The organism is Shewanella sp. 10N.7, from assembly GCF_020806285.1.
Lineage (GTDB): Bacteria > Pseudomonadota > Gammaproteobacteria > Enterobacterales > Shewanellaceae > Shewanella > Shewanella electrodiphila.
In genome coordinates this window covers 1-23,077 of the sequence record NZ_JAJGZS010000005.1, presented here as the reverse complement: position 1 = coordinate 23,077, position 23,077 = coordinate 1, and the positions used below count along the sequence as shown (strand labels likewise).

Annotated in this window: 20 protein-coding genes; 16 read left to right on the top strand and 4 right to left on the bottom strand. The window is 35.0% G+C overall.

Going from position 1 to position 23,077, the window contains the following annotated elements:
* The first annotated feature begins 199 nt into the window (after nucleotides 1-199).
* The 4 genes from LMH66_RS04530 to LMH66_RS20550 all read left to right on the top strand — a co-directional run bounded on the left by LMH66_RS04530 (nucleotide 200) and on the right by LMH66_RS20550 (nucleotide 1,914).
* Nucleotides 200-640: a UPF0158 family protein gene (locus tag LMH66_RS04530; protein ID WP_102527341.1), complete on the top strand. Its 441-nt coding sequence runs from the start codon at nucleotides 200-202 to the stop codon at nucleotides 638-640.
* An 87-nt stretch (nucleotides 641-727) separates the two neighbouring features.
* Nucleotides 728-1,333 (top strand): DUF998 domain-containing protein, encoded by a 606-nt coding sequence (locus LMH66_RS04525; protein ID WP_229368719.1) that lies wholly within the window; start codon nucleotides 728-730, stop codon nucleotides 1,331-1,333.
* 126 nt (nucleotides 1,334-1,459) lie between these two features.
* A complete protein-coding gene (locus tag LMH66_RS04520; RefSeq protein ID WP_229368718.1) occupies nucleotides 1,460-1,729 on the top strand; it encodes a cupin domain-containing protein in 270 nt (89 codons plus the stop codon).
* On the top strand, nucleotides 1,696-1,914 hold the full coding sequence (locus LMH66_RS20550) for a DUF7000 family protein (RefSeq protein WP_420709399.1): 219 nt from the start codon (nucleotides 1,696-1,698) through the stop codon (nucleotides 1,912-1,914). Before LMH66_RS04520 ends, LMH66_RS20550 begins: the two co-directional genes overlap by 34 nt.
* Here LMH66_RS20550 and LMH66_RS04515 read toward each other — a convergent pair.
* The gene (locus tag LMH66_RS04515) at nucleotides 1,911-2,231 is read right to left on the bottom strand and encodes a glutaredoxin family protein (protein WP_229368717.1); all 321 of its coding nucleotides are present in this window, start codon (nucleotides 2,229-2,231) and stop codon (nucleotides 1,911-1,913) included. The two genes, LMH66_RS20550 and LMH66_RS04515, sit on opposite strands and share 4 nt — an antisense overlap.
* Nucleotides 2,232-2,368: 137 nt before the next feature.
* The gene (locus tag LMH66_RS04510; RefSeq protein ID WP_229368716.1) at nucleotides 2,369-3,001 is read right to left on the bottom strand and encodes a hypothetical protein; all 633 of its coding nucleotides are present in this window, start codon (nucleotides 2,999-3,001) and stop codon (nucleotides 2,369-2,371) included.
* A 553-nt stretch (nucleotides 3,002-3,554) separates the two neighbouring features.
* Here LMH66_RS04510 and LMH66_RS04505 point away from each other — a divergent pair.
* Nucleotides 3,555-4,673: an acyltransferase family protein gene (locus LMH66_RS04505; protein ID WP_229368715.1), complete on the top strand. Its 1,119-nt coding sequence runs from the start codon at nucleotides 3,555-3,557 to the stop codon at nucleotides 4,671-4,673.
* A gap of 206 nt (nucleotides 4,674-4,879) precedes the next feature.
* Here LMH66_RS04505 and LMH66_RS04500 read toward each other — a convergent pair whose 3' ends face one another.
* A complete protein-coding gene (locus tag LMH66_RS04500) occupies nucleotides 4,880-5,860 on the bottom strand; it encodes a hypothetical protein (protein WP_229368714.1) in 981 nt (326 codons plus the stop codon).
* 295 nt (nucleotides 5,861-6,155) lie between these two features.
* Between LMH66_RS04500 and LMH66_RS04495 the strand changes: the two genes are divergently transcribed.
* The 11 genes from LMH66_RS04495 (at nucleotide 6,156) to LMH66_RS04445 (ending at nucleotide 21,703) form a co-directional block, all read left to right on the top strand.
* Nucleotides 6,156-6,902: a hypothetical protein gene (locus tag LMH66_RS04495; RefSeq protein WP_229368713.1), complete on the top strand. Its 747-nt coding sequence runs from the start codon at nucleotides 6,156-6,158 to the stop codon at nucleotides 6,900-6,902.
* Nucleotides 6,903-7,012: 110 nt separating this feature from the next.
* Nucleotides 7,013-7,765, top strand: coding sequence for a pseudouridine synthase (locus LMH66_RS04490; RefSeq protein WP_229368712.1), 753 nt, complete (start codon nucleotides 7,013-7,015; stop codon nucleotides 7,763-7,765).
* 173 nt (nucleotides 7,766-7,938) lie between these two features.
* The gene (locus LMH66_RS04485; protein ID WP_102527333.1) at nucleotides 7,939-8,247 is read left to right on the top strand and encodes a YkgJ family cysteine cluster protein; all 309 of its coding nucleotides are present in this window, start codon (nucleotides 7,939-7,941) and stop codon (nucleotides 8,245-8,247) included.
* A gap of 257 nt (nucleotides 8,248-8,504) precedes the next feature.
* The gene (locus LMH66_RS04480) at nucleotides 8,505-9,056 is read left to right on the top strand and encodes a hypothetical protein (protein ID WP_229368711.1); all 552 of its coding nucleotides are present in this window, start codon (nucleotides 8,505-8,507) and stop codon (nucleotides 9,054-9,056) included.
* 496 nt (nucleotides 9,057-9,552) lie between these two features.
* Nucleotides 9,553-9,933, top strand: a complete 381-nt coding sequence (locus tag LMH66_RS04475; protein ID WP_229368710.1) for an STAS/SEC14 domain-containing protein — start codon at nucleotides 9,553-9,555, stop codon at nucleotides 9,931-9,933.
* Between the two features lie 287 nt (nucleotides 9,934-10,220).
* A complete protein-coding gene (locus tag LMH66_RS04470) occupies nucleotides 10,221-11,441 on the top strand; it encodes an EAL domain-containing protein (protein ID WP_229368709.1) in 1,221 nt (406 codons plus the stop codon).
* Complete coding sequence (locus LMH66_RS04465) at nucleotides 11,428-16,203, top strand: PAS domain S-box protein (protein WP_229368708.1); 4,776 nt, start codon at nucleotides 11,428-11,430, stop codon at nucleotides 16,201-16,203. Before LMH66_RS04470 ends, LMH66_RS04465 begins: the two co-directional genes overlap by 14 nt.
* A 26-nt stretch (nucleotides 16,204-16,229) precedes the next feature.
* Complete coding sequence (locus LMH66_RS04460) at nucleotides 16,230-17,312, top strand: response regulator (RefSeq protein ID WP_229368707.1); 1,083 nt, start codon at nucleotides 16,230-16,232, stop codon at nucleotides 17,310-17,312.
* Between the two features lie 110 nt (nucleotides 17,313-17,422).
* A complete protein-coding gene (locus tag LMH66_RS04455; RefSeq protein WP_229368706.1) occupies nucleotides 17,423-18,709 on the top strand; it encodes a tyrosine-type recombinase/integrase in 1,287 nt (428 codons plus the stop codon).
* Nucleotides 18,710-19,264: 555 nt separating this feature from the next.
* A complete protein-coding gene (locus LMH66_RS04450; protein WP_229368705.1) occupies nucleotides 19,265-19,543 on the top strand; it encodes a hypothetical protein in 279 nt (92 codons plus the stop codon).
* Between the two features lie 336 nt (nucleotides 19,544-19,879).
* A complete protein-coding gene (locus LMH66_RS04445; protein ID WP_229368704.1) occupies nucleotides 19,880-21,703 on the top strand; it encodes a DNA polymerase in 1,824 nt (607 codons plus the stop codon).
* A gap of 253 nt (nucleotides 21,704-21,956) precedes the next feature.
* On the opposite strand, the gene LMH66_RS04440 is transcribed toward LMH66_RS04445, so the two are convergent.
* Nucleotides 21,957-22,790: a hypothetical protein gene (locus LMH66_RS04440; RefSeq protein WP_229368703.1), complete on the bottom strand. Its 834-nt coding sequence runs from the start codon at nucleotides 22,788-22,790 to the stop codon at nucleotides 21,957-21,959.
* Nucleotides 22,791-23,077: the final 287 nt, after the last annotated feature.

The window sequence follows — 23,077 nt, the reverse complement described above, 5'->3', positions numbered from 1 at the left end:
AGATAATCTAGAAAGATGGGATGGACTGTTGTGACTTATGAGCAGGAACTTAGAAGTTACTCTAACGTGAAAAACATAATAAGTTAACAACTGATTCTAATTGATAAATCACAGTTTTTTCTTCTTGGTTGCTATTTTTACAACTATTTTTAACGAATTAACAGGGTGTTAGCTACTAAATCACACATCAGAGGTCAGCATGAATATAAAATTTAGCGACGTTTTAGATCTATTTGAACTCGTCAATTTTGGTGCTCCTTTTGATCATGAGGGCTACATTTGTAAAGAATCAGGCAAAACATATTTTTATTCTGAGTTTGGTGATAATGAAGAAGAATTACCAGCCGATATTAATGATGAAAAATACTTGGCAATCCCTCATAAAACAGAATTAAACCTTGGTAATAATCTCGCTTTCGATTTTACGCTAGAACACTTACCTACAGAATATGAAAATGTACGTTCAATCTTTAATCGTAAAGGTGCTTATGCAAAGTTCAAAACGTTACTAGAGAGCGCTGATAAAATTGAAGAATGGTATAAATATGAATCAAAACGTACTGAGGAAGCACTACAAGAATGGTGCGCAGAACAAGGTGTTACACAAATATCAGCTAATAAACTGTCAATCAACAGGTAAATATCTGATTTTTTTGAATCTTTAGGTGTTTAGTTTACTTTATTTCGTGCTCTTAACGCGCGTTAGTTTACAAAAAGGGTTTTAGTGGTGTTTGAAAGTATTGCGATCTATTCAGGGTTAATTGCAACAGTTTGGATTTTCATGGGTGTATACGTAGTAAGCAGATTTTACGATGGTTACAATCATTCTAAACAATTTTGCAGTGAATTAGGGGCAACTGGTAGCCCAACAGAAAAATTGTCTCCCATAATCAACAATTATCCTCTTGGTTTTCTATTTTGCTTTTTCGGTTGGTATCTGGCGCAACTCTCAAATGTATCAATCTTAGTTAATGTGGCTGGTGGGTTAGTAATAGTTCATGGCATTGGTACTTGGATTGCAGGTTACTTTCCTATGGACGCTGATCCATTTACTAAGAATCCAACTTTTAATTGTAAGGTACATTCTTGGGACGGTTTCATTATGTTACTTTCGTTAGTTGTAGCACCAGTCTTAGTTGCTATAAGTCCAACAACAATAATGATCCCTCTATATTTCCGTATTTTTTCAGTTGTTTCTGTTATCGCTGCTATTTATTATCTATTCACTATGGCAAAAGCCGTAAAATCTCAAAGTAACCCTGGCATTCATCAACGTATGTCTTATGGTATTCAACTCATGTGGTTAAGTTGTTTTTCATTAGTATTGGTGTAATTGTGAATTAACAAGGTCATTAATCTAAAAATCTACTGTGACTGTTATTTTGTCTCATAATTTATTTCATAATAATTTTTCGATTATTGCTGCGTTTAACGTAGCGTTTTATTTTAAGGAGCACGCTTGACCGTCATTAGTCATCAATCAGCTGAACATTATACTTGGGGTAATCAATGTGATGGTTGGCACCTTGTAAAATCAGATAGCTTAAGTGTAATCCAGGAACGAGTTCCTGTGGGTTGTGCTGAGTCTCGCCATTTCCATGTCAAAGCTGAGCAATTCTTTTATATATTATCCGGTATTGCAACCATGGAACTTGAGGGGGAAACTTTTAGGTTATCCCCAAATGAGGAAATACTATTCCAGTTCAAAAAGAATACTGGAACTGGTTAAAATCAACAAAGTGGAATAAAAAGAACAGTGAAATGCTTCAATATTCAATTATTGAAGCTGTAATAATCAATAAACCAGATTTTAATAACCTAAAATTACTATCCGAAAATATTCAGAAGAATATGATTCAAGTAACGGATGAAATCATAGCGTTATTGCAAGTGCAAGCATCTAGCACGGCTTAATGCAATGAAGCAACAATCTTACGAGGTTGAAACCCACGGATAATCACGCCATTGACTTGTAAAAGGGGAATCGCTTGCCCACCTAATGCTTCATAGCGCTCATTAGCATCATAAGACTTTTCAATATCATAATCAGCAAACGCGATGTTATTGTCATTAAAGAACTGACGTGCATTCTTGCAGTAACCGCACCAGTCCGTTGAGTACATCACCACGACATTGTCGGCTGCAAAAGCGGGCTTGTTCGTGTTATTGGTTATGGCATCCCAATTTTGATATAACGCATAAAGAACGATTAAAACGAATAACTTTTTCAATTTACACCTTCCGTGGAGTAATGAGTGGTTTAGAGAAATAACTTAGAGCCATTGAGTCTGACAATAAGTTATTATCAATTTTTATGTTAAATTTAATTCGATGAGTTTTATTTACTCAGATGAATGAGTTGAGTTCATTATTGTAAAAACTTGTACTTATCATCAATCACACATTGCTCAATTGGCATGGGATTATTATCACGATTCACAATCCAGCATTCGTCGTAAATAGAGCAGTAGCAAAGCTCTATCGAAATTAAATTATCCGCTTTTAAAATATCATCAACTTTATTACCTTTGTACAGCACTGGCGTGATCGTCTTTTGCGCAGATAACACCGTTTTTCCTATGTGAGATTGCGTAACCTCTTCGAATACATTGATATCGCCCCATTGGGATAGATATTTTTTATCGTGGGTTACCTTAGCGTACTTGATGACCGCTGGTCCTGTACCATTGTTAGAAACAATATATCTAAATGAATCGTAACCATAGCCTCTAGCTATTTCAACACTGGGCCAAACTGAAGCTCTAGCGTATGCCCGATCGATTGCTGCCGAATAAATCGAGGTAAAAGTGGTCACAATGCCAATGACTAATGCAGAAAAAGCAACAATCATTTCAGGATTCTGATACCAAGGTTTTTTAGCCAATTGTTGAACGATGAGGTTGTCAATTTGATGTTCTCTGGTAGCTAACCTTTGCTCAGTCTCTGTTTGGTTGATTACTTGATCATTTACTTGAGAATTTGGCGGGATACCACTTTCCATGTTGGGAAATCCTATTGTGCATAATTGAATATTTTTATGGCTCGATGCTACCTATGTTAATAGCTTGTGACAAGTGTGTCTTGGTAAATTTAACCTAACTAAATGACGCAGAATTAGTAAAGTATCCAATTGAATCAGATGGGTGACAGTATTCAATATGGAGTATTAAGAGTGGCAGTATTAAGAGTGGCAGTATTAAAGGTGACAGTATTCAAATTAGCCTGTGACGCATTGTTGCACAGTGAAGTTTATCATTGAACCTGTAAAGATATTTGAGAAAAATAGCTGAAATTAATAATAACTAGGCAGCATAATAAAATTTCATACTAGTGTTTTACCAGTATTAATTTCCACCATATTACCCTCAAGTCGCATTAGCTGATCATCCCTGACTCCTTAAAGCAGAAGCCCTGATGAACGGAATAATGTTGTTAGCTCACTGATAAAAATAAATAGGAGAACAAAAGAAATTACCTGCAATCGTATGTAATTGAATATTGTAGGTACAGCCGCTAGCTTAGTAAGTTAAGGGACTGCTAATTAAGATGGAAACATGCCAAAGCTATACAGAATATTCGACCAACTAGCACTTAATAAACATAGCCAAACTAAAACAAGCTTTAATCAGCCTCTACATTTGTTTAGAGGTTTAGCCATTATTGCAATTGTTGGCGCACATGCTTGGTCATTTATGATTTTTTGGACAGGGTCGTTAGACTCGATAGGACTTAAGGTTCTTTTTTCGATAACTGAAATGTTGTTTCATGGCTCAACGCTTTATTTTGCACTTATTTCTGGAATGCTATTTAGCATGGTATTAGCAAAACGCTCCTGGAAACAGTTTTATACGAACAAGTTATTACATGTAATTTTACCCTATATTGCAGTATCGGTATTTTACTTTTCGTTTTATGGGGGTTGGCAAAGCGAAATGCCTCAAAATGAATTTTTCATCAGTTTGTTGTTAGGAAAAGCGTCAATTCATTTGTGGTATATCCCCGTGTTAATGGTGCTATATCTATTAACGCCATTGTTATGGCAACTGGTTAGCAATCCTCAATATAAATGGCTTACATTGACCATTATGCTGATCCCTTTGGTCATTTCACGTAGTCCATTTCCTGACTTTATTAAGTTACAAACGTTTTTTTATTTTGCTGGTGCCTACATAACAGGCTTGTTCTTCGGCTGTCATTTTAAGCGAATTTTAGATTTGATTAATCTACACATCAAAAGCTTATTATTGTTATTAGTGGCGTTGAGTGCAGCGATTATCGCTAGTTATTTTTTCGACTTTTACGATACTGGTTGGTTTTCTGTTAGGCAGTCATTAATCTATTTGCAAAAATTGATTATTACAGGTGTTGTGTTAGTTGGGTTGTATTTAGCAACAGAAAAACCTAAATCTGCAAAGACACCAAAGCAAATCTCATTCTTATCGTTGGTGACTTTGTTAGGTGATATGGCGTTTTCAGTTTATTTTTTACATGTATTTTTTATGGGCTGGATTATTTATGTAGCTCAAAACTGGCTAATAACTGACAGAAATATATTCGAAATAGGTTTATATGGGCTCGGTAGTTTAGTTGGCTCTATTTTGGCAAGTGTCTTACTTACACTCATATTTCAAAAATTATTCTCAAATAGCTCGAGAAAATTAATCGGTGCATGACCTAGGTAGCTGAACAGATAGTATGAAATTATCACAGATTTGAAGCGCTAAAGAGTGTTAAGGATATTGTCGCTTTTTTACAATAGTACCTATCTGAGATAGTGGCTTGAAACTCAACGTTGGAATGTGCCTGATGAATAAATTAACGATACCACAAGGAGCATCATCTCACTCCTTGTGGGTATGATTAAAATAACCTAAGCGTATTATTTTACTGTGTATCTTAATAATACTTCGTTATCGAGTACTACATTCGTTGACCAAATAAAACTGGCGCCAGCACCGCTAAATTTATCAATAAAGTTCATATACGCTTTTTTATTTTTTACACCAATTTCATCTTCTGTGTATAGCGTTGCTTGTGGCCACAAACTTGAATCAAACTCTTTAGTCATCCAGTTATTCGGTGTCTGCCAATGAACAGCAAAAGCATCTTGTCCTTCATCAGTCCCTAGTGTACTGCATGTATTGGACATACGCTTACCTTTAGATTCTGTTAAACAAATCAAATCATAAATAGGCGAGGTATAAAAAGTTTGCGCTTGCCAATCTGCATTAGTGACAGTGCCGTCACTAAAACTTGCTATAAAACCGCCATCACCAGGGTGATAAGCTTTACCTCGATTCTTTTCTGTTCCCAATCCCAGGTTTTCTTCCCAATCAATGACTTTAATTGCAATCGTATAGGGTCTACTTACTTTAAATTTAACCAGACTTGAATTAAATGGCGTAAAAGGAACGGTATCAACTGCGATCATTTTGCCGTTGATATATAGCTCAAAATAATTGTCAGCAAAAAAATAGCCAGTAATTTCTTCCCCATCAGGGTCAACAACAACGAGTGGCACATCAGCTTGATTGACATCAGCAATACTGCTGTGAGTGATGCCTGCACATTGCTCATATAAATCGATTGCTTTTGGAGCTGTAGTAAAGTGGTTTGAAGCAGGCACAGTCCATACTTTACCTTTTGAATCGGAAATTTCTCCAATACCAGCCATGCGACTGCGCCCGCTTTTACAGTCAAAAATATTCGGTTCAATTGTTTTAGCTAAGCCTTGGGTAATACTTCCTGAGCCCTTGTATTGACTGAGACCATTTAAAGAAGCTGCAGATAAATTAACACTTACCATAGCTAATAAAGATATTGATGAAAGTGTAGTTATTTTAAGTGGATTAAAGGTCATGTAACTTATCCTTGTTAATCATCATTCTGTTTATAGATTAGTCTTAAACTGTAAATACAACAAAACATCTTATTATGAGAGATTAGATTCTCTGTATGAAAAGGTAGCAGGACATATTACCTAGTTGCTATTTAGGGTAAATAATCGTTAAAAATAGGTACATTCTGTTTAAATTTTTCGTTAGCATATCTGTAATCTCCCCACTTTTTGCTAAACCATAAAAATTAAAGCTACTGATTTTAATTATTTTTTGACACAATAACATTTATAAGTGTGCTATCTAATGAGAATCTAAATGAAACAATTGATCGTTTTTGGTGTGTTATGTGTCAGTGTTAGTGGCTGTGATTTACTCGATGATATTATTCACCCTAAACCCATTGTTCCTGACGCTAAGATAGATTCGGGTTTTAAAGATCAGGCACGCCAATTAGGCTTGTCTGATGCGGTCATTAACCGTTTATGTGTGGCCACTAAAAAAATCGACACCCATTGCATTAATACAGTCAATGACAACGACGTCCGAGAAGTGAAAATTGAATATTCAATGGAACAAGCGGTTATCAATAAAGATAATGCCCGTAGTTATAATAATAGCCGTGTTGTATTTCATTTAGCGACCGATGACTCTGCATCAAAAGTGTATTTTGAAAATACTCGCCAATATATTCAAAGCGATGGTTATAGTTACACTTGGTCTGAGCCTGAAGGTTACGAAACTACATCACTTTCATTAGCAAGTGATAGTGATAATCCTGTTTTATTGACTAATGTAAGCAAGATTGAAGAAGTCTCAACTGATGAGTTATATGAAACCACATATTCTGAATTATCAAATGACGACTATACATTAGTTGCTGGTGCTGAAGTAATGGATGACATTACGACGGTTCTGTTTCCATCATTAACCTATATGTTAACCTTAGATGACTCGTTAGAACCTATTGATAATAGCTTTGCTATTTACACCGGTGGTCACAGTAATATCTTAGGTAACTTTGCGCCGGTTATTGCTGATGCCATAGAAGAAGTTTGGTTCTAACGTTATCTGCTAATCAGTAAATCATTTCAGTATCAAAACGGCTTCAGGGCCGTTTTTTGTTTGGGTGTTAACTGTAAAATACTCGCCAATATAAGTGATTAGATAAATAAATGAGATTAGACAAATTTGTAATGCGCAGCACTCGATTAACGAAGCAACAAGTAACCACTTGTATTGAATCAGGTGAAGTCACTGTTAATCAACAAGTCATAACAGATGTGCGTTACCAAGTGCATGAAAATAATCTGATTAATTATCTGGGTGAGCAACTCATTCCTAGAGCATTTCGTTATTTGATGTTTAATAAGCCAGCCAATACCATTTGCTCAAATGTTGATGGTGACTATCCCTCTATTCTTAATCAAATTAATATTGAAGATAAACAAGAATTGCATATTGCAGGGCGGTTAGATGCAGATACAACCGGGCTCGTTTTGATCACAGACGATGGTCGTTGGTCATTTAACATTATGCGGCCTGAACAAAATTGCGAAAAGACATACCGGGTGACTCTGTCTAAACCACTTCCGAATGACGTCGTTGAACGTTTTGAGCAAGGGGTATTGTTATCGGGTGAGGCAAAACCAACACTGCCAGCTAAACTGAAGAAAATTAGTGTTGAACAAGCATTCGCTCCAGATCCAAGCCAAAACCAGCAAGATGGTTATAAAACTCAGCTGCCACAGCAAGTATTATTGACCATAACAGAGGGGCGCTATCATCAAGTAAAAAGGATGTTTTTCAGCGTAGGTAATCGCGTCAATGCGCTACATCGTGAGCAAATCGGCCAACTTAAGTTAGATATACCGCTCGGTCACTGGCGATATTTAACTCAATGTGAAGTTAATTCATTCATTAACTAACCAATGCTAGTTACGAACTGTTGAAAACGAGTGCAAACAGCACTGAAATCAGATGTTATGTTATGTAGAAAGCCGCCTCTAGGTTATTATCTGCTACAGAATAGATTCCCTAGCTACATCTATCGCTAAACTACTAGCTTTATTATTAGCTATTACCAGAATAAATGGTTTAAATGAAAATTGAAATCACCGAAATCCTAAGTGTTGATAGCACAGATATTGATCCCAATATCACCTGCACAGGTTGTAAGGCCTGCTGCTGTAAACTTGAAGTGATTTTAATCTCGGATACTGGCGTGCCTGAAGAATATATTGGTGAAGATCAATGGGGCGGGGAAGTCATGAAGCGATTAGATGATGGTTGGTGTGTTGCTGTAGATAGAGAAACACTTATGTGTACTATCTATGAAAACCGCCCTTGGGTTTGCCGTGAATTTGAAATGGGCTCTTATGAGTGTGTTGAAGAAAGACAACAACTGTAATTTACCCGTTTGATTTTACTCTTGTTAGTTGTTTTCTTTCAATTTTAATTCTCAAGCAATAGCTAAATTTATCACTTAAAGTCAAAGCTTTAATGTTAAACACCAATAATGTAACACAAAGCCGTTCTGTAAATATTATGGGTAGTTTGCCGTCCAAATGTTTATTGTGTTTAATGAATAATTTCAATAAGTTGACTGAGTTACTTGCGTAATTGTTTTAACCTTATACAGACAGAACAAAGGATATGTGAATCAACATGAATGGAATGCAATTTTTTATTGAACTGTTAGATAAGTTAATTTGGCCTGCGGTGTTTATTTTTAGCATCATAACGCTTCAGAAACCACTTACTGCCTTAATACCATTAGCTAAGAAATTAAAATTTAAAGACTTTGAAATTGAGTTTGGTCAAGAATTAAAGGCAGTATCTAAAAAAGCTGAAGGTGCTTTCCCTGAACTTGAAATTGACAAGAAATCAGTTTTGATTGCTTCAGTTGAAAATTTATCTAGCTCGTCAATTATACAAGCGTGGGCTGAAGTTGATAGCGCTGCTGAAGGGCTAATTAAAGCGAAAATAGCCAATGTTAGTTTCGATTCTGACACTCGATACAAAGACATTGAAGAGATTTTAGTGACTGAAGATTTAATTGATACTAAGAAAGGTAAATTGTTTAGTGAACTTCGCCAATTACGCAACAAAGTGGCTCATGCAAAAGGTTATGAGGTTGGGAAAGTAGAAGCTATTCAATATATTGAATTATGTTTCGTCATGGTCGACCATTTGAATCAATTGAAATTACAATCTTAATAGTCACTATAGCCAAGTATGAGATAGGTATCGGTGAACTGTTTTAGCAGCCGTCGACAATACTGTGGTGTGATGTATTTAAACATTTAAAGTTCACCATTGCGCTAACGGCTTATCACTTATTAGCAAGCTTAAATTCTTAGTTTCAGGCTTTAATCAATGATTTTGGCTAAAGGGTATGAAGAGTTTTTCTTCCTAAGTTAAAGCAGTGCACTTGAATAACGGATGTGAACGTCAGTATGACACTAGCAGGTCCCTCTGTGTTTATGGTGAATTGTCAGATGAAGGAAGTCCACTGTCATCTAATTCTACGGACTCACGTAGCGTTTATCAGTACCAAACAGGCTGAAAATTCCACCTTAATACACGTATGAATTTCTAAATTGAATACTTATAAAAAGCTACCTTTGGGTAGCTTTTTTTATTTACAAATATGCTAACTTAGTAGTGTTCTAGTAATTCGGTTCGTCGCTATCAATGTTAGAAGGAGAAATTTATGACCCAGGAATCACATGGCTTTTCTATAGGCATAGAGCGAATTAACAGTGATATTTTTTTATCACTGAAAGCGAAAGGGACTTTAACTCATCAGGATTACCTTACAATAACGCCGATTATCGATTCTGCTTTAGCAGAAGTTGACCATCCTAAGGTTAAAGTTTTCATTGATGGTACTGAGCTAGACGGTTGGGAAATGAGAGCTGCGTGGGATGATTTAAAGCTAGGGCTTAAACATGGCAACGAATTTGAAAAAATAGCTATTTATGGCAATAAAGACTGGCAAGAGTTTGCTGGCAAAATTGCGAAATGGTTTATACAGGGTGAATCACAGTTCTTTGAAGATAAAGACAAAGCACTTAAGTGGTTATTGAACTAATACCGAAACCCTAAACACACCTTGTTTACCATAAGTAAAAGTTAACGAGGTATGCTTAGGGTTTATAAGGCTTAGCAGCATTTGAGCAATCTTTATTGCTTAGGTTAATTGTTTAGGTTAATTGCTTCGGTCAAAAGCTTTGAATAAGTGATAAGTTTCAAACTGCTTTGTCTTTATGTGATCAATGTATTAAACCTTATCTGGCAACATCCTGTTTCTTCCTTGTTTTCTCTTATTTATGTCTATACTTATTTTATGAAAAGGAATTTCGAATAAGTGGAGGTATAGTGGCTAAGGAAATACGTTCTATACTGATTGTCGATGACCAATCAATCATCAGAAAGATTTTTATCAAAAGCCTACAGCTGTTGGGTGAATTTGATATTTCTGAAGCCGCTGATGGATTAGATGCTTTCAATCTTATTAAAACTTGTGATTTTGATATGGTGTTTTGTGATTTAAACATGCCAGTCAAAGACGGTTTGTATCTACTAGAACGATTAATCGAAATTAAATACACTAGCCCAATCGTATTATTTAGTGGTGAAGATGAAAATCTGCTTAACTCAGCGAAAGTATTAGCCTCTCATTACCACTTAAACATCCTTTCAATCGTTTCCAAACCAATAACTTCAATGATGCTTAAATCTCTGATTAAGCAGGCGAGCTCTCTAAAAACATTTACAGTACAAGAACCATTACTAGAGCTCACACAAGAACAACTTCAGTTTCATCTAAAGCAAGGTAATGTAAAAGCATATTTTCAACCTCAATATAATCTAAATACAAATCAAGTCTCGGGATTTGAAGCACTAGCCCGAATAGTCGATGGCGATAACGTTATTTTGCCATCGCAATTCATTAACGCAGCAGAAAATACTGGCTTGATTTTACCGTTAACGAAAGCGGTGATCACAGATGCCTTTGAAAACTTTTCAAAATTAAATAACACATTCTCATCACTCAACTTATCAATTAACTTGTCCGGAAAGATTTTAGTGGATGACACTCTACCGCAATGGATTGAAAGCACCGCATCTGCAAACGCGATTGCAAATAGCGCCATCACTTGTGAGCTAACAGAAACTGCCATCCCATCGAATCCTTCGATCATGATTGTTGCCTTACTCAGGTTAAGGATGATGAAATTTAAATTATCAATTGATGATTTTGGTACTGGGTTTGCTTCATTAGAGCAATTACATATGTTGCCTTTTGATGAGCTTAAAATCGATCGATGCTTTGTGTCAGATATTTTAAATAACACAAAGTCTCAAGCACTCTTCAAAAGAAGTATTTCATTAGCTAATGACCTTGATTTACTCGCAGTAGCAGAAGGTGTTGAAGACTATGAAACTAAATGTTTAATTCAGCAACTTGGGTGTTCAATTGCCCAGGGGTTTTTCTTTTCTAAACCATTACCAGCCAATGAAGTCGTGAATAAAGTTAATCAGTTAGGCTTAGGTTTTGGTGCAAAAGAAGAGGTAAGTCCAATTGAACAAAAATAAATTAATGACTGTATGCTTTTTGGCTATTTCTGTTGTTTTGTTAACTAGTATTTATATATTTGCACAAAATAACGATCAATTACTTCAAGAACAGACGGTATCTTTCTATGAAAAACAATCAAAGATGCTAACTGGGTTAGTCGAAAAGAGTTTATATGAGCAGCTAAACGATACTCAATTACAGCCTTTAATCATGGGGCCAGTAAATGAAAATAACTTGATCGATATTATTAGTACTGAGAGTTTTAAAACTAAACTAAATACGGTAACTACACAAAAAGACAAATACATCAAAATTGCGATATTAGATCTACAAGGTAAGGTATTAGTCGAAACCACTAAAAATAAATTGTCTGCTAATGTTCCTAAGTTTAACGTAGACCAATTAACAATCGCTAATTCAGAATGGTTTAAAGCAATTCGAAACAACCAGGTTAATCGCATTCAACAGGCTGACTTGTTTGGGCCGCAACAACAATTTATTGATAATTATCCTGATAGATATGACTTACTAATAGGTCATCCAATTTTTGCTGAAAACGGAGATAAGATCGCGATATGGATAAACATTATCGATTTTAGCCTCATAGAAGAAATTTTTAAAAATACCTATCAACAACTAGCGCTAAACGACTTACATCATCTAGAGTTGGCGTTAATTGACGACCAGGGTTATTTGTTAATTGATTTTGACCCCATTAGTAAACACCAAAACAGTTATCAACGTGATTTTTCTATATTGAATCAAGTTAATTTAATAGACGCAGGGGTTAAAGGGGCTGATCGCGCGATAGCTGGCTTTTCTGGTGTAGAATTAACCAGCCACGAAACTAAAGACGTTGAACAGATCATAATTTATAACCACTTTTCAGGTCATAAACAACGCCCAAATATCGGTTGGTCAACCATTATTCGTATTGATCAACAGGATGCTTTTTCTGTTTCTCAGTTATTCGACAAAAATGTATATCAAACATTAATAATTAGCTTCTTACTTTTGCTCACTTTAGGTTATTTGATATATAAACAACTACTTATACCACTTAATAACTTAACTCACTCTATAAAAAATTTATCAACAAAACCAATTAGTAAGCATCGATTAACAAATGTTGATCACGAGACACATATTATAATTGACGATTTAAAGCAAAAATTTATCGATAACCAAAAGCTGGTTGATAAAAACAAAATACAACAAGAAATATTAGATTTGCAAAGAAGTGCAATTGATTCAACCAAAACGGGAATTGTTGTTACTGACATCAGACTGCCAGATCAACCTATTATTTTTATCAATAAAGCTTTTAGTGATATCTCTGGATACAGCGCAGAAGAGGTTTTAGGTAAAAACTGCCGTTTCTTGCAAGGTCCCAATACTGAAAAAGCATTAATAAAGCAGATGTCACATGCTATTACTAAAGGAAAACCTTGTGACGTTGTCATTACTAATTACAACAAAGCAGGTCATGAGTTTATTAATAACTTATCTTTAGGGCCAGTGTTTAATAAAAATAACCAGTTAACTCATTACATCGGTGTTCAAAATGACATAACCGAAGAAAAGCAAAAAGAAGAAGCATCGATGGTAGAAATGGCATTGATATTAGAAGAGCGAACGAAAGAATCTAAAGACTCTGCCAACAGATTAAGAGCTGTTTTTGATACCACTTTTGACGGCACAATTGTTTTAGATGAACGAGGTAATATCAAAGATGTAAATCGATCTTTAGAGTTAATCTTTGGTCGGACACGTACAGAGTTAATTGATTATAACATCAGTATATTACTAGTCAGTTTACAATATAATCAACAAGATCAATTGCATAAATCACCGTTTAAAGATTGGCTTAGAAATTACATCGGACAAACTCAGAAAATTTATGGTTTACATAAATCAGGGCATCAAGTGCCACTTGAGTTTTCCGTAGGTGAAACAATTCTTGAAGCAGAAACAATGTATGTAGCAATTCTAAGGGATATTTCTGTACAGGAGCAGACTAAACGGCGAGAACTTGAATTACAGAAACAATTACATGATCAGGAACTTATTTATCGAACAGCATTTGATCAGGCAGCTGTTGGCATTGCACGTGTTGGAACCGATTCTAATTTTTTAGAAGTTAATACAATGATGTGTGAGATTTTAGGCTACGAAGAAAGCGCCTTATTGACTAAAAAAATCAAAGATGTCACTTATGAGGAAGATATTCCTCAATCATTTCAATATATAAAAGATCTACTTGAAAACAAGAAGTCATTTTTTACTACAGATAAGCGTTATATTAGGGCTGATGGAATTGTATTTTGGGCTAATTTATCTGTTTCATTAGTCAGAGAAGATGTCACTCAACAACCTTTATTTTTTATCGCTGTTGTTGAAGATATTTCAGAACGAATAGCATCGGCAGATGCATTACTCCTAGCAAATGACGAAAGGGATAAATTACTCAGTGGTATCAATTTAGCTTCAGAAGCCGCAGGCGTATGTAATTGGTCTTATGACCTTCAAACTGGAGAACTAAATTGGGATTCGCGTATGTGCCAATTATATGGTGTTGATGAGAATCAAGCTATAGTTTATAAAGATTGGCGAAATGGGGTTCATCCCGATGATGTTGAAATAGCAGAACAAGAAGTCGCTAATGCTATAGAAAATATTTGTTCAATTAAAACTGAATTTAGAGTCATCAATAAAGTAGATAAGTCCATTCGATGGGTTCAGTGTTCAGCTGACTTATTGTTGGATGAAAATCAAAAACCAGTCACCATGTATGGTATTAATATTGATCTTACACATGAAAAAAACATTCTATTGGCGCTAGAAAAAGAAAGCCAGGCGGCCAAGCAGGCAAGTAAATCTAAGTCTAGATTTTTAGCTACGATGAGTCATGAAATTAGAACGCCGATGAATGGTGTAATAGGGATGATTGACCTTCTTAAAAACACACCTCTTAACTCAGACCAAAAAAGAATGGTAACGACCATTCGTGACTCGTCGTTTTCATTGTTAGATATTATTAATGATATTTTAGATTTTTCAAAGATAGAGTCGGGTCAAATTGAAATTGACTTAACACCATGTAATGTACTTTCGATAGTCGAAAAAACCATGGATAGTCTATGGATTAATGCATCAAACAAAAATGTTGAACTGTACATCGACCCTGACTTATCAATGCCTAAAGAGTTAATGCTGGATACTGTTAGGGTAAGACAAATTCTGCTTAATTTATTAGGAAACGCGATTAAATTTTCAGGTGGCAAAGAGGACAAAGGAAAGGTAACGGTTAAAACACAGTTTGAAGAAAATTTATTGTCATTAGAAGTGATTGATAATGGTGTGGGGATTTCAACAGAGCAGCAACAAAAATTATTTGTTCCTTTTTCACAGGCCGATTCATCAACAACGAGGAAGTTTGGTGGTACAGGTTTAGGACTAAGTATAACCAAATCGTTTACTGAACTAATGAAAGGCGACATACAAATTAAAAGTGAGCTTGGTGAAGGAAGCTCATTTAAAGTTGTTCTTCCTGTACAAGCAGAATCATCTAAAGAAGTGGAATTTGAGCAATTCGATTTTTCTATGTATGCAGTATTTATTGCATGCTCTAATGATGACCTTGCTAATTCTTGCCATACAATTTTAGCGCAACTTAAACATCACAATATCCACGTTATATCTATTGACGACTGTTATCTTGTTACACAATCATCAATGCCTGCTGTATTACTTACTGATACAGCGCAATTTAAATGTTCTGATGAATGTAAACAAGTTAAAACCTTACAATTAAACTCAGATCCTATTGAAAGAAAAGGGCATATTGATCCTTACACTTATGTAGTAGGCACCCACCCACTTAAACCGACAGAATTGATATTCGGTCTTGCAGTGTTATGCGGTTTAGAAAGTCCGATACTTGATTGGTCCACTGAAGATAATCAATCAAATAAAGCTGTTGTGCCTCAAACTATTGCAGAAGCTGAGTTAAATAATACGCTAATTTTGGTGGCAGAAGATCAACCTACCAACCGTTTAGTCTTAGGTAAACAGCTAGATAGCCTTGGATATGCTTATGAAATGTCTGAAGATGGTGTTATAGCCCTCGAACTGTGGAAAACAGGTCGGTTTAGCTTATTACTAACTGATTGGCATATGCCAAATATGGATGGATTAGAATTAACTAGAACCATTAGAGATATAGAAAACCTCGAGAATAAGACTCCTACTATCATTATCGCAGTTACAGCTAATGCCATGGTCGGCGAGTCTGACAATTGTTTTGATGCAGGTATGAATGATTATATCGCTAAACCAATAGAAATAAGTACTTTAAAGGAAAAGCTAGCAAAGTATTTAGACATTAACAGTCAAGAATCAACATTAACGGCAGATTCAAACTTACCAACTCAAGAGTTTGAACAGTCCGTGATTGATTTCAGTCAATTAGAAGCTGTGATTGGTACCAACGATAAAGACATTACTGATGAGATTTTAGCTATGTTTTGGTCAAGTGTAGTAGATGATTTTGAGTTAATTAAGCAAGGGCTTGAAAATAGAGACCCAGAAACAATACGAAGTAGAGGCCATGCAGCAAAAGGCGCTTCCGTATCAAGTGGCGCAATATCATTAGGTGAGTTATTTAAGTGGATCGAGAAAAACAACGATAACTTTGAGGGGATAGTAACTCATATCAATGACATTGAAGCAGAATTAATATTAATTAAACGTGTTTTAGAAACCAGATCAGTACTCTAATACATTGATAAGCAACAGGGCGGTTTATGGACAATTTAATGAGTGTGGTGGTTTTTTATCATTCAATTGAAATAAAAAAAGTGATTCAAGAAATCCTTAGAAATAAATATCAAAGTATTTTGTACTGCGATGTTAATACTAACCAAGAACAGTTTATTGCTTTTATGACGGATAAATCTCAGCCGGTGTTATTTATTTATGCTTTTGAAAAAACTGAAGAAGCAATTGAATTTAATGATATTTTTGTAGAACTCAATAAAAACAAGAAAATCCATAGTGATAAATATTTATCTTTATTAATCTGTTGCAGAGAACATCGTGAAGCTGCCTATTTTGAGTGTTCGAAAGGGCGCTTCTATAGCTATGAAACCTTTAGACCCGTATATGATATGAATAGGATTAGGCTTTCAATAACGCAAATGGGTGACTTATTAACCAGCCAAGATAAAGTTAACTCTTACCAACAAGATAAAAAGGCAGTGATTAAAAAATTACAATCTGTTTCACAGCAGCTGCATGAGGTTGAAACATCTTTAACAGACGAAAAGGGCATACAGCATAATTTACTAACCGAGCTTATTTCTGAAGTCGATCAGTTATGTAAAGGAGATATGACTGAGAGTGCCGAAGTCAAAGTGCAAGTAGAAAAGATTAAACCTAGAGTTGAAAATTTTAAGGCCCATAATCAGAAATACTTTAACGAAATAGGCAGCAAGGTAAGGGCAGCTAAGCCTAGCTTTAAGAAAAAAATGCCTTTAGTACTTGTGGTTGATGATCAAAATGTAATGCTTAAAATTATCACCACAATTTTAAAACCCAAAGGCTTTGATGTTGAAGTCGCAACTAATGGGGCTGAAGCACTAAACAAACTAAAAAACTGTCAGCCAGAACTTGTGTTATTGGATATTGATATGCCAGTAATGGATGGAATTCAAACACTAAAAGCCATAAAAGAAATTAAAGAATTAAGCCAGGTTCCAATCATTATGCTAACAAGTAACACAGACAAAGAAAGCTTTATCGAATGCCGTGAATTGGGTGCTATTGATTACATTGTAAAACCTACAAATGCAGAAACACTACTGAAAAAAATACTTGCGGTAATTTAACTTAAAGGTAATAAATTCAATATAAACGGCTATTTTCGTGCCGATAAATAACGTTATCGGCATTAAGTAAATCTGGTATAATTAATCAATTATTTCAGCAAGATAAGATTATGCTAAACGAGAAACCTCCAGTTTACCCTCTATTTGATTCCGCTGACTTTATCCTTGCGGGTAATAGCTTTGTTAATCAACATATCACCACGATAACGCTTCATAAAGTGCCAGATGCTGGCTTAATTATTGAGCATTGTTCCGATTGGTTATTTGAACAAAAACAATCTGAGAATAATTACAAAGCGTATCGTAGCGAGCTAACAACGTTCTTGCATTGGTGTTTTGATGTCGCGTCACTTTCACCGATTCAAGTAACGCGTAAGGATATTGCCCGTTATATAAACTACTGTGAAAACCCGCCAATTGATCTTGTTGGCTATTTTAATGTGGCACAATTTAAGACAGATAAACCTACAGGAATAAGGTATCCAAATTCTGCATGGAGACCGTTTATCGGTAAGAAAAAGCTTGGTAAACAATTACCATATAGCCTAAGTGAGAATGCATTAAAGACTAAAATTGCAATCGTTTCATCATTTTACGGCTATTTAAATAGTGAAGAATATACTGAGCGAAACCCTGCACAATTATGGTTAAAACACAGTCGTTTTGCTGTTAATCGTAAATACGTAAAAAATGACGATGACAACCATCATGCATTTACTAAATTACAATGGTCATATGTCGTCAGTACAGTAACTGAGTTAGCAGAAAAAGAACCAGAAAAACATCAACGAAGTTTGTTTTTAATCAACATATTATATAGCTGTTACTTACGTATTTCTGAGATTAGCGCCCGTGCTGGTTTCTCACCAATGATGAGTCAGTTTAGAAAAGATGCTCACAATGGCATTTGGTATTTCTACGTACCATTTTCAAAAAGCGGCAAAGCTAGAAGTATTGCAATATCTGCGTCACTGTTAGACGGTCTTCAAACATATCGTCATTTTCTTGGGCTTAGTGATTTACCTAATATTAATGAGCAACATCCAATTTTTATTAGACACAAAGCAGCTTCTCATGGCCGTGACTCTGGTGAGTTAAATGCAAATTTAGGTATCAGGCAAATAAGAGAAGAAATAGATACGCTCATCAATCTTGCAGCAGATAAAGCATTAGAAGATGGCTTTGATCATGACAGTGAATTGATGAGGAAACTATCAGCACACAATATCAGGCATACAGGTATTACTCATGACATCAATATTAATAAAAGGCCGTTATCGCATGTTCAAGCTGATGCCGGTCACGAAAGCATTGATACAACGTCACAATACTTGCACACCACACAAACAGAACGTCATCAAAGTGCTGCTAACAAACCACTGGATCATTTAGCCTAAAACTTAGGCGCTTGTATGTGAAATCTGAATGTGTATCAAGGGTATTAGCTTCAGATTTCACGTAGCGAGCCATAAATAATATGCTGTTTTGCCTGTAAAAAGTGGCGGATGCTTGTTAAAACAGCACGATTAATACGATTACACACAACTACGTACAATGTATATTATGTTAAATACCAAGAATATCTATTTTAGTTCATAGATTTTTTTGACCTGGCTATATCCCTATAAATCGAGATTTCCGGTCTAAACGAGAATTTTGAGAATTTGCTAAAAGTTTTACGTGCCCTTATGACGTCTGTTGTATAAAAATAGAATATTCATTTACCAAAATTTAATTACTGATTTACCCATCTATATACTTAACTATCTTTACGCTTGGGGAACTTTCTATTACTAGGTTCATTTCCTGGCCTTCTTGTATCCAATTGTTCATGATGACGGTAATGTTTAAAGGATTTTGTTAAAACCTAAATAGAAGTGGAAGTTTAATTGGGTGGCAATAAAATAATTTTAAACTAAAATGTAATTAGTTAATCATTACAAGGATGTAATATGCTAAATTTAGAAGATATTTCCCCTGATCCAGTGAAAATCCGTCAACTGAAGAGTCGTTTTCACTATTTTCAATTACTTTATGTATTTCTGGTGTTTAGCATCGGAATAAGCGAAGTTAGTATTTATTTTCCCCCCATATCAGGCTTGACCGCAATCGCATTAGCTTACTTATTTCGCTACATTAATAAACCTATATTCCCTTTAAAAGCATGGAGCGTTATAAAATTAACAATATTCTGCTTAATGGCTGTTTCATTGGGGATTTCTGAGGTATGAATGTATTATCGAAAACTAATTCAAAACACAATGGAGCATAAATGAGTCATCAGCCCTAACCCGTTTCTGGACAGAAATGAGTTGGTAATTTTGCTAAATTAGCACCTAAGGGATTACTTCGGGTATTGCAAAACCTCTAGTTAAGTTGCCAAATTCACTCAGCTACTACACCCGTTATCATATAAGCCAAGAGCACGAACAACCACAAATCAGTGACCAAATTAACAGTGCTACTATCTAGCCTTATAAAATTAGTATAAAAAGAGTAGAGATATTAGTATGTTTACATTTAATTCTATTTAAAAACTCAATTTTACGACCTAGGGTAAGCGATCAGTGACAAAAATATCTGTTGGACGTTTTGATAACCTCACTAACTTTAAGTTTGATAAAAACTCTAACAAAATGCGTTTGTGGTCTAAACATCCTAAGTCCTTGATACTCGAATCCTTCACGCCGATATCATCTGATGGTGAAAGAATATGTTTTGAAGAAAAATTTTTTTCGATAGAAGAATTTTCTATCATCCTAAAGAAACAGAATATCAGTAACTTAATCGTCCTCACGAATAAAGAGAAGCAGTTGTTATTGGAACATGGCTTTAATGAAGCTTTTGATATACATGTGCTGGAATCAAACTTTCCATTCTTTTCAAACATCAAGTACAGTCCGAACCTTATCAAGAGCGAAGATAAGTTAAAGCAGTGTTTAAAAAAGGTTCGTCAACTTAACGTTCAAGGCTTTTCTATTGGTCAGCAAACTGTTAGCGAAGGAATGTATAGAACGGAGAGGAAAGTTCGTTACAAAAATGCTCTCGACTCCAATTTTTTCTTTGCCAATTTAAATGGTTACCAAGAGGTCTTCAAACTAAAAGAAGAACGTCAAGATAGAATGATAATAGCATTGGACTATAACTCAATGTACGCAAGTTGCATGGACGGGGATTTTTTGGAGCCTAAGGGTTTAAAGTATAGGGAGTTTAACCAAGATCTAAGTAAAATATTTCTTCCTAAAGGGTTCTATCGTGTGTTGTTATCAAAACCTCTTACGGAACACATAACTAAATTTCATTCTTTTAAGTATACTTGTGCTCAACGAGCATGTTCATTCAAGTTGAATCACCAAGATAAAGTTGAACTATTACTGTTCAACGATGAAATTGACTATTACCAGCAGCACTTTGAAAAAATATATATTTTAGATGGAATTGTATCTGAAAAAACAATCAAACACCCGCTTTTTCACTACGCATCAAAGCTGTATACAAAGCGTTTAAGAGCTTCAAAAAACAAAAATCTTACTCTAGCTTCACTGCTCAAAGCTAAGATTGCTATGTTGCATGGCACTACAAACACAACTAAATCGAAAAAACGTATATTTGAAAGTTACAATGAACTTAAAAATTTCTTAGAAGATGAGTTCTTTATTTCAAGTTTAAGTAACTTTTCAAATAAAGATTTTTTGGAGTTCCTAAATTATAGTAATTATTTTTCAGTCAAGTTGTCAGGTGGTAAAATTGAGTTAAAATATCGTAACTTTAAGGACCCGGGCAATCTATTTAGTTTGTCTGCAAAAGTTTTAGCTAATGCTCGTTTAAAAATGACCAAAACACTAGAGATGCTTAATAACTTTAAAGGCCTCGAAGTTTGTTATGTAAATATAGACTCAGTACATATTTCAATACCTCGAATTCGAGAAAGATATTTTTTTGAATATATGGAGTCATTTATATCTGAAAAAATGGGCGACTTAAAAGTTCAATGCATTGCGGATAAAGGGTATTGGCTGGATGTGGGGCGATATTGGTTGGTAAAAGACCATTCAGTTGAACAATTTGCTAATACTGGATTTAATCCACCCGGTAATACTAATCCATTTATAAAACAAAATAAAAAAATGGTTAGATTCAAAAGTAATGCATTTGATTTCTGCAAACCATATTACTCTAGTATAGAAAATTCTTTTTCCTTTAAAAAAAAATTGTTGGATGAAGAAATAGAAGGATCTCAAAACTATGAACGATTTGACTTTGAGCACATATCAACGCTCAAAAACATGTTGAGCATTGAGCAAAAAGAAATTTTGAGCTCGCTTAGAACTAAAACTAAAACATTTGAATTAATCAATGACTTGTATAGTTGCACTGTTAAGCAATACTAGTATTATAAAACGCTTACTAAAAAGCGCACATTAACTTTAAATGCCACTTGATTTCATTTAGACTTCTAGAGTAGCAGGCACGTAACCGACTTGGTTTGCTACCGAATAGTGCTTCGCGCGAACAGCAGCACTACGTGCTTATAATTATTTTGTCAAAAGACAAATGTCAATGGGCTAACGTGCCAGCCCTCTTTTATATACATGTATTTTAACGAATGAAATTATAGTATTAATAGTGTTTATTTAATAATACTCAAGCAAACTCTAAGCAAACTTCAATTAAGTCATTGACATAGTCAGCCGTATCTTTGCCTCTATCAATTGATTCTAGTCTTTTCAACCCCTTGCCTACATTTTCATTTGCATAGTAATCGAGTGAATGTAAGTGTCTTGCTTTCCAGCGAGGAATATACTTTTTTCCGTTAGGCATAGTTGAATTTTCAAGAGGCATTGACATTTCATAAGCAAATTCCCGCTTGGTATTTTCACGAACTTCGAGCTGATAGGAATCGCTTTTATTTGTGCAATCATTAATCAATATTGCCAAACGACAACTAGATAGTAACTGTCGAGTATCCTCAGTGTTGACTGATAGGTTAAAGTTAGGCTGTTTACAATTGTTCTTATTGTCAAGAATATAAAAAACTAGTCGTCGTAGGTCCGCTACCCGAGAGTATGCAGTCTCTTTATTAGCATTCTCTAGAAGTTTGATTACAAAGCTATCTAAAAAGCTGTGCTCAAAAATGTCTAGAGCGAAACCTATACTATGTCTAAAATACTCGCTAACTAATAGCTGAAGAGCGTCTTTTTGTGCCACTACGTTAGCATAAGATGTTGGTAGCTTTTCAATTCTTATGTAATTTTTTATAAGCTTAAATTTATGTTCCCTTAAAAGAAACTTACTGGCTTGTAGTAAGATTCGTTCATGATCTTCAAATCTGAAAAGAGGCTTAGTGAGCTTCAACCTTAACCGACTCTTATCTGCTTCTTTAGCATCTTCTTCATCTTGAGATAAAATAGCATCCACATTGCAATACATACCATCAAATGCATAGTGGTAACCTTCAGGATAGGATTCATAACTCATTATTGATTAGCTCTCTTAAAAACAACTATTCAAATTGATGATGGTATCAAATATTGTTTTGAAATAAAATTAACCCATCACTTTATTATATATTCAGCTGGATTGATTTGATCAGTGAGGCTTCGCCCCCCCCTCCACTTGTTTATATTCTGATTCATTTGAAACTCCATTATTTGCTTCTTTAACACCTTATAGGCATTGCGAATAACCCAAAGCTTATTGCTGCTTGCTCTGTAGTGGCATAGTTAATTTGGCCACCTAGTTAGAGGTGATATTATCACCTCATA

Coding starts and splice junctions, on each gene's coding strand:
- LMH66_RS04480 (WP_229368711.1), top strand. CDS start 8,505: ATGAATGGAATGCAATTTTTTATTGAACTGTTAGATAAGTTAATTTGG.
- LMH66_RS04455 (WP_229368706.1), top strand. CDS start 17,423: ATGCTAAACGAGAAACCTCCAGTTTACCCTCTATTTGATTCCGCTGAC.
- LMH66_RS04460 (WP_229368707.1), top strand. CDS start 16,230: ATGGACAATTTAATGAGTGTGGTGGTTTTTTATCATTCAATTGAAATA.
- LMH66_RS04440 (WP_229368703.1), bottom strand. CDS start 22,790: ATGAGTTATGAATCCTATCCTGAAGGTTACCACTATGCATTTGATGGT.
- LMH66_RS04485 (WP_102527333.1), top strand. CDS start 7,939: ATGAAAATTGAAATCACCGAAATCCTAAGTGTTGATAGCACAGATATT.
- LMH66_RS04475 (WP_229368710.1), top strand. CDS start 9,553: ATGACCCAGGAATCACATGGCTTTTCTATAGGCATAGAGCGAATTAAC.
- LMH66_RS04495 (WP_229368713.1), top strand. CDS start 6,156: ATGAAACAATTGATCGTTTTTGGTGTGTTATGTGTCAGTGTTAGTGGC.
- LMH66_RS04500 (WP_229368714.1), bottom strand. CDS start 5,860: ATGACCTTTAATCCACTTAAAATAACTACACTTTCATCAATATCTTTA.
- LMH66_RS04505 (WP_229368715.1), top strand. CDS start 3,555: ATGCCAAAGCTATACAGAATATTCGACCAACTAGCACTTAATAAACAT.
- LMH66_RS04490 (WP_229368712.1), top strand. CDS start 7,013: ATGAGATTAGACAAATTTGTAATGCGCAGCACTCGATTAACGAAGCAA.
- LMH66_RS04510 (WP_229368716.1), bottom strand. CDS start 3,001: ATGGAAAGTGGTATCCCGCCAAATTCTCAAGTAAATGATCAAGTAATC.
- LMH66_RS04530 (WP_102527341.1), top strand. CDS start 200: ATGAATATAAAATTTAGCGACGTTTTAGATCTATTTGAACTCGTCAAT.
- LMH66_RS04450 (WP_229368705.1), top strand. CDS start 19,265: ATGCTAAATTTAGAAGATATTTCCCCTGATCCAGTGAAAATCCGTCAA.